The following is an 11,924-nucleotide window of genomic DNA, read 5'->3' on the forward strand; positions in this document are numbered from 1 at the left end:
GGTGATCGCGGGACGAGCCCGCTCCCACAGTCAGGACCGCTCTCACGGTCCAGTCCTGTCTTCGTTGCTCTAGCCAATCCACCCACTGGTCTTCATCGCCGAATACACCGCGACCGCCGCAAGCACGAAGAACGCTGCCGCCGCCAGTCGACGGATCAACGCCAGCGGCAGTTTGTCTGCTGCGAAGTTGCCCGCCAGGACCACCGGTACGTTGGCGATCAGCATGCCCAGGGTGGTGCCGATGATGACCATGATCAGGTGCGGATACTGCGCGGCCAGCATCACCGTGGCGACCTGGGTCTTGTCGCCGATCTCCGCCAGGAAGAACGCGATCAAGGTGGTCAGGAACGGGCCGAAGCGGCGTGCATTGCTGGTTTCGTCATCGTCCATCTTGTCCGGGACCAGGGTCCACAAGGCGGTGGCGGTGAAGCTTGCCGCCAGGATCCAGTGCAGCACGCTTTCGGTGAAGAACCCGCTGACCCAGGCCCCCACGGCGCCAGCGGCCGCATGGTTGGCGAGGGTGGCGGCGACGATACCGGCGATGATCGGCCACGGCTTGCGAAAGCGCGCCGCGAGAATGAGCGCGAGCAATTGCGTCTTGTCGCCGATTTCAGCGAGCGCAACGATGGCGGTGGGAACGAGCAGGGATTCGAGCATCAGGCTTCCTACGGGGGCGGGTCGACACGGCTATGACACGTACAGCCTCCCCGCCCCGGGTAAGGTGTGCGTGTCATAGGTCTTGTCAAACCCCGGGCTCATCTGTGTGAGCCGTGAGGTCGCACGCGCCATGGCCTGTGGGCCAAGTGTGTTGACGCGTACCGGGCAAGCAGAGGGTGCTTGCGGGAGACTACTCCCCTAGGACGGAGCGGATTCTGCCTAGCCGAATCGGTTTGGGCAAGCGTTAATTTTTTAACCGCGTGTTGCCCGATAGATTCGGAAGCCATCCCCTTCGGCGCGGATTTCGCAGTTGCCCAAGGCCTCCTGGAGCAGCGGCTGATAGCGCAGGAAGCTATTCGCTACCAGGCGTATTTCCCCGCCTTTTTGCAGAATTTGTCTGCTTTTTCGCAGCAGATTTTCTGCTGCCTGATAGTCGGTGTGGACCCCGGTATGGAAGGGTGGATTGCTCAGGATCACGGTCAGATTATCCGGTGCTGCGTCAATGCCATCACCGCTGATCACCTCACCTTGCAGACCGTTGGCAGCCAGGGTCAGTCGACTGGCTGCCACGGCAAAGGCATCGACATCGAGCAGGGTGACACTGCTTTGCGGATAACGTCGCTTGATGGTCGCACCGAGCACACCTGCACCACAGCCGAAGTCCAGCACATGGCCGATCGGCAGTTGTTCGAGATGCTGCAGCAGCAGCGCGGTGCCGCGATCCAGGCGACCGTGGCTGAACACGCCCGGCAGGCTGACCACCTGCAGCGGGCCGTCCTCGAGTGGTAGCTCGAAGCGTTCGGCCAGGCTCTCCAGGGGCGTGGCCTTGGGCGCATTGACCACGGTCACCTGCCACAGTTGGCAGTGGCGGGCGCTGTCGAGCTTGCGCGGTTTGCCGAAGGCCTGCAATTGCTTGGCCGCGCCCTCGATTCCGCCACGTTTCTCGCCGACCAGGTACAGCTCGCGTCCGCCCAGGCGCGAGGCCAGCGCATTGAGCAGGTAGGCAGCGAGGTCACGGGATTTGGGCAGGAACAGGACCGCCGCGTCGAACGGAACTTGCGGGGCCTCGACGCCGTAGTGGCTGCGGCCCGTGAAACGCTGCTCCAGCAGCGCCTGATCGCCGGCGTGCCAGGTCCAGGCCTGCGCGTGCGGCAGTAGCCCGAGCAGGCCATCGGCGGCGGCACCGGCGATCAGCAGCGGGCCCTGGAACAGGTCCGCTTGGCGGAGCAACACTTCACTGCGCGGGTCCATCGGCGGACGCCTCCTGAAAAAAGCGCGAAGTGTATCACCTGGCGTATCGGGGCGCGGCGCCGACGCTGCAGGAGCGACTGTCTTGTTCAAAATCTCAAGGCCAGCCCAATCTCTGTAGGAGCGGGCTTGCCCGCGAACACGGGCGTAGCCCGTGCCAGGCAGCGCGGTGTCTTTTTCGCGGGCAAGTCGGGGCGCCGAACCGCCTCTCCTACAGGTGCCGCACCGGCGCTGAGGACCGTGCACGGCTTGGCAGGAGCGACCGAGCGGGTTTGCGCTTCAGCCCACCACCCGGCGTGGCTGGCCAGCGAAGTACGCCTGGGCGTTTTCGGCCAGTTGCCCGACGATGCGCTGGCGCGACTCCACCGCACCCCAGGCGCTGTGCGGGGTGATGATCAGGCGCGGGATGTCTGCGTGCAGCAATGGATTGCCATTGACTGGCGGCTCGACGCTCAGCACATCGGTGGCTGCGCCGCCCAGGTGGCCGCTGCGCAGGGCATCGGCCAGCGCCTGCTCATCGATCAGGCCTCCGCGAGCGGTGTTCACCACCAGCGCACCCGGCTTGAGCAAGGCCAGTTCACGGGCGCCGATCATGTGGCGGGTCTGCTCGTTCAACGGGCAGTGCAGGGTCAGGGCGTCGACCTGTGGCAAGAGGTCGTCCAGCGCCAGGCGCTCGGCGCGTGCCGGTCGCCCAGGGATCTGCCCGCTCAGCACACGCATGCCGAATGCCTCGGCCAGGCGCGCCACTGCGCCGCCCAGCTCGCCGTGCCCCAGCAGGCCCAGGGTCTTGCCTTCCAGCTCGACGATGGGGAAGTCCAATAAGCAGAACTGGCTGGCCTTGGCCCATGCACCGTCCTTGACTGCCTGCTGGTAGTCGCACAGCCGGGTGGCCAGGGCCAGCAGCAGCGCCAGGGTGTGCTGCGCCACCGAAGGTGTGCCGTAGCCCTGGCAGTTGCACACGGTGATGCCCTGGGCACGGGCTGCGGCAAGGTCGACGTTGTTTGTGCCGGTGGCGGCTACCAGGATCAGTTTCACTTGTGGATTGGCCGCGAGCGCCGCAGCATCGAGCATCACCTTGTTGCTGATCACCACGCTGGCGCCTTGCAGACGTTCGCTGACCTGTTCCGGAGCGCTGGCGGCATGCAGTTGCAGGCTGTCGAACTGCTGTTCGAGCGCAGAAAGGTCGAGATCTCCCAGGTCAAGGGAGTGATGATCGAGAAAAACTGCATGACGCGACATTGGCGGCTCCGTCGGCAAAGGCCAGAGGTGGGGAGCGCATCGGCTCCGGATTCTGCGGCGCTGTAACGCCCTGTTCGCACATTGCCACTCATACTTTGCGACGCCAAATCATTCCTTCGGCTGATTTGACTGCCGCGTCACCGATCTACAGTAAATCCTTGAATATCCGGCACGCTTTTCAGAAAAGGGATACCCATGCTGCAGACCCGCCTCCTCAAGCCCGCCGACGGCGCCTACACCTACCCGCTGCTGATCAAACGCCTGCTGATGTCTGGCAGCCGCTACGAAAAGACCCGCGAAATCGTCTACCGCGACAAGGTGCGGCTCTCCTATCCCGAACTCGGCGAGCGCATCGCCAGGCTGGCCAACGTGCTCACCGAAGCCGGGGTCAAGGCCGGCGACACGGTGGCGGTGATGGATTGGGACAGCCACCGCTATCTGGAGTGCATGTTCGCCATCCCGATGATCGGTGCGGTGGTGCACACCATCAACGTGCGCCTGTCGCCCGAGCAGATCCTCTACACCATGAACCACGCCGAAGACCGCTTCGTGCTGGTCAACAGCGATTTCGTCGGCCTCTACCAGGCCATCGCCGGGCAACTGACCACGGTCGACAAGACCGTGCTGATCACCGATGGCCCGGACCAGACCGCCGAGCTGCCGAACCTGGTCGGCGAGTACGAGCAACTGCTCGCCGCCGCCAGCCCGCACTACGATTTCCCCGATTTCGACGAGAATTCGGTGGCCACCACCTTCTACACCACCGGTACCACCGGCAACCCCAAGGGCGTGTACTTCACCCACCGCCAACTGGTGCTGCACACCCTGGCCGAAACGTCGGTGCTCGGCAGCCTCGACAGCGTGCGCCTGCTCAGCACCAACGACGTCTACATGCCGATCACGCCGATGTTCCACGTGCATGCCTGGGGCATCCCCTACGCAGCGACTATGATGGGCATCAAGCAGGTGTATCCGGGGCGCTACGAGCCGGACATGCTGATCAAGCTGTGGCGCGAAGAGAAGGTCACCTTCTCCCATTGCGTGCCGACCATCCTGCAGATGCTGCTCAACTGCCCGTCCGCCAAGGGCCAGGACTTCGGCGGCTGGAAGGTGATCATCGGCGGCAGCGCACTCAACCGGGCACTGTATGAGGCTGCCCTGGCGCGGGGCATCCAGCTCACTGCGGCCTATGGCATGTCGGAAACCTGCCCGCTGATCTCTTGCGCGCACCTGAACGAAGAACTGCTGGCCGGTGGTGAAGACGAGCGTGTCAGCTACCGCATCAAGGCCGGTGTGCCGGTGCCCCTGGTGGAGGCGGCCATCGTCGACGAGCACGGCAACTTCCTGCCCGCCGACGGCGAGGCCCAGGGCGAGTTGGTGCTGCGCGCACCCTGGCTGACCATGGGCTACTTCAACGAACCGGAAAAGAGCAACGAGCTGTGGGCCGGAGGCTGGCTGCATACCGGCGATGTCGCCACCCTCGACGGCATGGGCTACATCGACATCCGCGACCGCATCAAGGATGTGATCAAGACCGGTGGCGAGTGGATCTCGTCCCTTGATCTTGAAGACCTGATCAGCCGTCACGGGGCGGTGCGCGAGGTGGCGGTGGTCGGCGTGCCCGATCCGCAGTGGGGCGAGCGGCCGTTCGCGCTGCTGGTGGTGCACGAAGGCCAGCAGCTGGATGCCAAGTTGCTCAAGGAGCATCTCAAGCCGTTCGTCGAGTTGGGGCACATCAACAAGTGGGCGATTCCGAGCCAGATCGCCGTTGTTACTGAAATTCCCAAGACCAGCGTGGGCAAGCTCGACAAGAAGCGTATCCGCGTGGACGTCACCCAGTGGCAGGCCAGTAACAGTACCTTCCTCTCAACCCTGTAACACCTGCCCGGGTCACGTCTGTTCTGGCGTGACCCGCGTGTTAGAGGTATCGCGCCTTGTCAAACGGCGAAATTGAGCCATGCTTCTGCACTGCCAGCGATCGAAGTGGCCATTTGCGATGCCTCTACTTGCGAGACGCAAATCACACTTTAGAGGGATCAAGTGCGAGTGGCCGCTGGCTATAGTCGGGTCAGGGGATTTTCAGGAATGGGGGAGGGCGCACGCGCATGCCGTGCTGCCTCTGGCAGGAGCCTGCTCGCAGCGCTCGGGGCCGTTTCTGAAAGGACTCACTGCCATAACAAAAAAGTACATGGAGTAGCGTCGATGACATCTGCAAACCCGTTCTGGCGCCGGGCCAAGCTGCCCTTGGCCGTCAGCCTCGCTTCCACGCTCGCAAGTCCCGCATTCGGTGTGAGTTTCAACATCGGGGAAATCGAAGGTCAGTTCGACTCATCGCTCTCCATCGGGGCCAGCTGGTCGACTGCCAATCCAAACAAGAACCTGATCGGCGTCAACAACGGCGGCAAGGGCCTGTCCCAGACCTCCGACGATGGCCACCTCAACTTCAAGAAAGGCGAGACCTTCTCCAAGATCTTCAAGGGCATCCACGATCTCGAGCTCAAGTACGGCGACACCGGCGTCTTCGTCCGTGGCAAGTACTGGTACGACTTCGAGCTCAAGGACGAGGGCCGCGAGTTCAAGGATATCAGCGACTCCGGGCGCAAGTCGGGGGCCAAGTCCTCGGGTGCACAACTGCTCGACGCGTTCATCTACCACAACTACGCCATCGCCGACATGCCCGGCTCGGTGCGCTTCGGCAAGCAGGTGGTGAGCTGGGGTGAAAGTACCTTCATCGGTGGCGGTATCAACTCGATCAACCCGATCGACGTCGCAGCCTTCCGCCGTCCTGGCGCCGAGATCAAGGAAGGCCTGATCCCGGTCAACATGTTCTACATCTCCCAGAGCCTGACCGACAACCTGTCGGCCGAAGCCTTCTACCAGCTCGAATGGGACCAGACCGTCACCGACAACTGCGGGACCTTCTTCTCCCAGCCGGACATCATCTCCGACGGTTGCACCGACAACCTGCGCGTGCTCAACAGCAGCCGCGCGGTGCCGGGCGCAGCGCAGCAGTTCCTCGCCACCCGTGGCGTGAACATCAACGAAGAAGGCGTGATGGTGCGCCGTGGCCCGGACCGCGACGCGCGTGACAGCGGCCAGTTCGGCGTAGCCCTGCGCTACATGTTCGAGCCGCTAGACACCGAGTTCGGTGCCTACTTCATGAACTACCACAGCCGTGCGCCGATCTTCAGCGCCACCGGCGCCTCGCCTGCGGTCTTCGCCGGCATTCCGTCGCTGCCGGCCAACCTGCGTCCGCTGGCGCCGCTGATCGTCGCGGGCAACTCGCAGTACTTCGTCGAGTACCCTGAAGACATCCGCCTCTACGGCCTGAGCTTCTCCACCACCCTGCCCACCGGCACGGCGTGGAGCGGTGAAATCAGTTACCGTCCCAACGCGCCTGTGCAGCTGAACACCACCGACATCCTGTTCGCCGGTGTCCGTCCGCTGGGCGGCGCCCTGGCCAACGCCTCGCTGCTCAGTGGTACTCCGGGCCAGGACCTGCACGGCTATCGCCGCAAGGAAATCACCCAGTTCCAGACCACCCTGACGCACTTCTTCGACCAGGTGATGGGCGCCAGCCGCATGACCGTGGTGGGCGAGCTGGGCGTCACCCACGTGGGCGGCCTGGAGAGCGCGCACGACACCCGTTATGGCCGCGACCCGGTGTTCGGCCCAGGCCCGCTGCCGGCCACCGGCGGCGCCAACACCTGCCAGGCACTCAACGCCAGCACCATCGCCGGTGCCGGGGCTGGGGCGTCGACCACCAACCTCAACCGCAAGTGCGAGAACGACGGCTACACCACCAGCACTTCCTGGGGCTACCGCGCCCGGGTGATCTGGGACTACAACGACGTCTTCGCCGGGGTCAACCTCAAGCCCAACGTGGCCTGGTCCCACGACGTGTCCGGCTACTCGCCGGGCCCTGGCGGCAACTTCGAGGAAGGCCGCAAGGCGATCAGCCTGGGCCTGGACGCCGAGTACCAGAACACCTACACGGCGAGTCTGTCGTACACCAACTTCTTCGATGGCAAGTACAGCACCGTGGATGACCGCGACTTCGTCGCCCTCAGCTTCGGCGTGAACTTCTAAGAACTCTGATCCAGGACGACAACGATGAAGATGACCACAAGTCTGCTGAAAGCCGGTGTGCTGGGCATGTCCCTGCTGGCGACCAGCGTCATGGCTGCGGTTTCCGCCGATGAGGCGGCCAAGCTCGGTACCACGCTCACGCCGATGGGCGCAGAGAAGGCCGGCAACGCCGATGGCTCGATCGGCCCGTGGGAGCCGCTGTCCAAGACTGCCGGCAGTGTCGATGCCAGGGGCTTCCTGTCCGACCCGTACGGCAGCGAAAAGCCACTGTTCACCATCACCGCCGCGAACGCCGACCAGTACAAGGACAAACTGGCTCCCGGCCAACTGGCGATGCTCAAGCGCTATCCGGACACCTACAAGCTGCCGGTGTACAAGACCCACCGCGGCGCCACAGTGCCGGATGCCGTGTACGCCGACATCAAGACCAACGCCACCCAGACCACCCTGGTCGAAGGCGGCAACGGCCTGAACAACTTCCGCGGCGCGATCCCGTTCCCGATTCCCAAGAGCGGGGTCGAGGTGATCTGGAACCACATCACCCGTTATCGCGGCGGTAGCGTGTCGCGCCTGGTGACCCAGGCTACGCCGCAGCAGAACGGCTCCTACAGCCTGGTGTACTTCAGCGACCAGTTCGTGTTCCGCGACAAGATGAAGGACTACGACCCGAACAACCCGGGCAACGTGCTGTTCTACTTCAAGCAGGAAGTGACTGCGCCAGCGCGCCTGGCTGGTACCGTGCTGCTGGTGCACGAGACCCTCGACCAGGTCAAGGAACCGCGCAAGGCGTGGATCTACAATGCCGGCCAGCGTCGTGTGCGCCAGGCGCCGCAGGTCTCCTACGACGGCCCGGGTACCGCCGCCGACGGCCTGCGTACCTCCGACAACCTGGACATGTACAACGGCGCACCCGACCGCTACGACTGGAAGCTCGAAGGCAAGAAGGAGATGTACATCGCCTCCAACGCCTACAAGCTCGACGATCCGAAGCTCAAGTACGCCGACATCATCAAGGCCGGCCACATCAACCAGGACCTCGCCCGCTACGAGCTGCGCCGTGTGTGGCATGTGGTCGCAACCCTGAAGCCAGGCCAGCGCCATATCTATGCCAAGCGTGACTTCTACATCGACGAAGATACCTGGCAGGCCGCGGTGATCGACCAGTACGACGGGCGCAACCAGCTGTGGCGCGTGTCCGAGGCGCATGCCCAGCCGTACTACAACAACCAGGTCCCGTGGTACACCCTCGAAGCCATCTACGACCTGCAGTCGGGCCGTTACCTGGCACTGGGCATGAAGAACGAGGAGAAACAATCCTACGACTTCGGCTTCAAGGCCAGCAAGGCTGACTTCCAGCCTGCGGCCCTGCGTCAGAGTGGCGTGCGTTAAGCGTTCAAAAACCAACTCCGTGTAATCTCCCAGAACGCCCCGGCTTGCCGGGGCGTTTCTGTTTCTGTCGGTTCACCAGGCTGACCCCGGTCAACCCCGCTAAGCTTGAATCTTCCAGAATCAGCCTTATCTATTGGTCATCTCAGGCAGGTTCTTCATTACAGGTGCTGTCCATCGCTCCGCCTGCCCTTTAAAGGAAGGTATCCCCATGCGAATAGACCGACTGACAAGCAAGCTGCAACTGGCATTATCCGATTCCCAATCCCTGGCCGTTGGCATGGACCATCCGGCCATTGAACCCGTGCATCTGCTGCAGGCCCTGATCGAGCAGCAGGGTGGCTCGATCAAGCCGCTGCTTATGCAGGTAGGCTTCGACATCACCAGTCTGCGCAAGGCGCTGACCAAAGAGCTCGACCAGCTGCCGAAAATCCAGAACCCCACGGGCGACGTGAACATGTCCCAGGACTTGGCGCGCCTGCTCAACCAGGCTGACCGCCTGGCCCAGCAGAAGGGCGACCAGTTCATTTCCAGCGAACTGGTGCTGCTCGCCGCCATGGATGAGAACAGCAAGGTCGGCAAGCTGCTGCTCGGCCAGGGCGTGAGCAAGAAGGCCCTGGAAAACGCCATCAACAACCTGCGCGGTGGCGAGGCGGTCAATGATGCCAACGCCGAGGAGTCGCGCCAGGCGCTGGACAAGTACACCGTCGACCTGACCAAGCGTGCCGAAGAAGGCAAGCTCGACCCGGTGATCGGCCGTGACGACGAAATTCGCCGTACCGTGCAGGTGCTGCAGCGCCGCACCAAGAACAACCCCGTGCTGATTGGCGAGCCCGGCGTCGGCAAGACTGCCATCGCCGAAGGCCTGGCCCAGCGCATCATCAATGGCGAAGTGCCCGATGGTCTCAAGGGCAAGCGCCTGCTCGCCCTGGACATGGGCGCGTTGATTGCTGGCGCCAAGTATCGCGGTGAGTTCGAAGAGCGCCTCAAAGGCCTGCTCAACGAGCTGTCCAAGCAGGAAGGCCAGATCATCCTGTTCATCGACGAACTGCACACCATGGTCGGCGCCGGCAAGGGCGAGGGCGCGATGGACGCCGGCAACATGCTCAAGCCGGCCCTGGCCCGCGGTGAGTTGCACTGCGTTGGCGCCACCACGCTCAACGAGTACCGCCAGTTCATCGAGAAGGACGCAGCGCTGGAGCGACGCTTCCAGAAAGTGCTGGTCGAGGAGCCGAGCGAGGAAGACACCATTGCCATCCTGCGTGGCCTTAAGGAGCGCTACGAAGTGCACCACAAGGTGGCCATCACCGACGGTGCGATCATCGCTGCGGCCAAGCTCAGCCACCGCTACATCACCGACCGCCAGCTGCCGGACAAGGCCATCGACCTGATCGACGAAGCCGCCAGCCGCATCCGCATGGAGATCGACTCCAAGCCAGAGGTGCTCGACCGTCTTGATCGTCGTCTGATCCAGTTGAAAGTGGAGTCCCAGGCCCTGAAGAAGGAAGAGGACGAAGCGGCCAAGAAGCGCCTAGAAAAACTCACCGAGGAAATCGAGCGCCTTGAGCGCGAATATTCCGACCTCGAAGAAATCTGGGCGTCGGAAAAGGCCGAGGTACAGGGCTCGGCGCAGATCCAGCAAAAGATCGAGCAAGCCCGCCAGGAGCTGGAAGCCGCCCGCCGCAAGGGTGACCTGAGCCGCATGGCCGAGTTGCAGTACGGGGTGATCCCCGACCTGGAGCGCAGCCTGCAGATGGTCGATCAGCACGGCAAGACCGAGAACCAGCTGCTGCGCAACAAGGTCACCGAGGAAGAGATCGCCGAGGTCGTCTCCAAGTGGACGGGCATCCCGGTGTCGAAGATGCTCGAAGGCGAGCGCGAGAAGCTGCTTAAGATGGAAGGCCTGCTGCACGAGCGGGTGATCGGTCAGGACGAGGCGGTCACTGCCGTGGCCAACGCCGTGCGCCGGTCGCGTGCCGGGTTGTCCGACCCGAATCGCCCGAGCGGCTCGTTCCTGTTCCTCGGCCCGACTGGCGTCGGCAAGACCGAGCTGTGCAAGGCGCTCGCCGAATTCCTCTTCGACACCGAGGAGGCCATGGTGCGCATCGACATGTCCGAGTTCATGGAGAAGCACTCTGTCGCTCGCCTGATCGGTGCACCACCAGGCTATGTGGGTTATGAGGAGGGCGGCTACCTGACCGAGGCAGTGCGTCGCAAACCTTACTCGGTGGTGTTGCTCGACGAGGTGGAGAAGGCGCACCCGGATGTGTTCAACGTGCTCCTGCAGGTGCTGGAGGATGGCCGCCTGACCGACAGTCACGGGCGTACCGTTGATTTCCGCAACACGGTCATCGTCATGACCTCCAACCTGGGCTCGGCGCAGATTCAGGAACTGGTCGGCGACCGTGAGGCGCAACGTGCGGCGGTGATGGATGCGGTGGGTGCGCACTTCCGTCCGGAGTTCATCAACCGGATCGACGAAGTGGTGGTGTTCGAGCCGCTGGGCCGCGAGCAGATCGCCGGTATCACCGAGATCCAACTGGGCCGCCTGCGCGGTCGTCTGGCTGAGCGCGAGCTGTCGCTGAGCCTGAGCCCGGAAGCCCTCGACAAGCTGATTGCCGTTGGCTACGACCCGGTGTATGGCGCACGGCCGCTCAAGCGTGCGATCCAGCGCTGGATCGAGAACCCGCTGGCGCAACTGATCCTCGGTGGCCAGTTCGTGCCAGGTGCGGCGATCACGGCGAAGGTGGAAGGCGACGAGATCGTCTTTGCCTGACGGTGTTGCCATCGCGGGCTTGCCCCGCGATGGCACCTGCGCAAACCCCGCAAACCCCTGATTTTTCGGTGCGGGATCTAACTCGCTGAAAATTTTGAAAAAAATGCTTGCACAAAAAAACGAGTGCCCCTAATATTCGCACCGCTGTCAGGCACTACGCAGATCACCGGCGGTAAAGATGATCTGAAAACAACTTACAAATCAGTAAGTTGGGTAAAAAAAAGTGGTTGACAAGCAAAACGAAGAATGTAGAATAGCCGGCCTCAGCAGCGACAACGCTGAAGAGATCGAAGCTAACACAAACTTCGAAGCTGTAAGAGTTGTACGAAGTTCAGTTCCGCGATAGCTCAGTCGGTAGAGCAAATGACTGTTAATCATTGGGTCCCTGGTTCGAGTCCAGGTCGCGGAGCCAATTTCGGGGTGTAGCGCAGTCCGGTAGCGCGCCTGCTTTGGGAGCAGGATGTCAGGAGTTCGAATCCCCTCACCCCGACCATTTTCAGGGTCGTTAGCTCAGTTGGTAGAGCAGTTG

At 62.9% G+C, this 11,924-nt stretch carries 7 protein-coding genes, 2 tRNA genes and 1 riboswitch; of the genes, 6 read left to right on the forward strand and 3 right to left on the reverse strand.

The features are described from left to right. Positions 1–69 precede the first annotated feature (69 nt). From HU729_RS23195 to HU729_RS23205, 3 genes are all read right to left on the reverse strand, one after another. Complete coding sequence (locus HU729_RS23195) at positions 70–657, reverse strand: TMEM165/GDT1 family protein (protein ID WP_054895644.1); 588 nt, start codon at positions 655–657, stop codon at positions 70–72. An 88-nt stretch (positions 658–745) separates the two neighbouring features. After that, positions 746–868, reverse strand: a riboswitch (yybP-ykoY riboswitch). 41 nt (positions 869–909) lie between these two features. Beyond that, positions 910–1,908 (reverse strand): class I SAM-dependent methyltransferase, encoded by a 999-nt coding sequence (locus tag HU729_RS23200; RefSeq protein ID WP_186711664.1) that lies wholly within the window; start codon positions 1,906–1,908, stop codon positions 910–912. A gap of 276 nt (positions 1,909–2,184) precedes the next feature. Further along, a complete protein-coding gene (locus tag HU729_RS23205; protein ID WP_186711665.1) occupies positions 2,185–3,144 on the reverse strand; it encodes a 2-hydroxyacid dehydrogenase in 960 nt (319 codons plus the stop codon). Between the two features lie 195 nt (positions 3,145–3,339). On the opposite strand from HU729_RS23205, the gene HU729_RS23210 reads away from it, so the two are divergent. The 6 genes from HU729_RS23210 (at position 3,340) to HU729_RS23235 (ending at position 11,888) form a co-directional block, all read left to right on the forward strand. Beyond that, on the forward strand, positions 3,340–5,022 hold the full coding sequence (locus HU729_RS23210) for a fatty acid--CoA ligase (protein WP_186667675.1): 1,683 nt from the start codon (positions 3,340–3,342) through the stop codon (positions 5,020–5,022). 324 nt (positions 5,023–5,346) lie between these two features. Continuing rightward, complete coding sequence (locus HU729_RS23215) at positions 5,347–7,233, forward strand: DUF1302 domain-containing protein (RefSeq protein WP_065863337.1); 1,887 nt, start codon at positions 5,347–5,349, stop codon at positions 7,231–7,233. Between the two features lie 24 nt (positions 7,234–7,257). Beyond that, positions 7,258–8,622 (forward strand): DUF1329 domain-containing protein, encoded by a 1,365-nt coding sequence (locus tag HU729_RS23220; RefSeq protein ID WP_186667677.1) that lies wholly within the window; start codon positions 7,258–7,260, stop codon positions 8,620–8,622. Positions 8,623–8,830: 208 nt separating this feature from the next. Further along, a complete protein-coding gene (gene clpB / locus HU729_RS23225; RefSeq protein ID WP_186667678.1) occupies positions 8,831–11,395 on the forward strand; it encodes an ATP-dependent chaperone ClpB in 2,565 nt (854 codons plus the stop codon). 336 nt (positions 11,396–11,731) lie between these two features. Then, a tRNA-Asn gene (locus HU729_RS23230) sits at positions 11,732–11,807 on the forward strand. A gap of 4 nt (positions 11,808–11,811) precedes the next feature. Beyond that, positions 11,812–11,888: transfer RNA gene (locus HU729_RS23235), tRNA-Pro, on the forward strand. Positions 11,889–11,924 lie beyond the last annotated feature (36 nt).

It is taken from the genome of Pseudomonas sp. RW10S2, from assembly GCF_014268985.1.
In the GTDB taxonomy this organism is placed as follows: domain Bacteria; phylum Pseudomonadota; class Gammaproteobacteria; order Pseudomonadales; family Pseudomonadaceae; genus Aquipseudomonas; species Aquipseudomonas wayambapalatensis.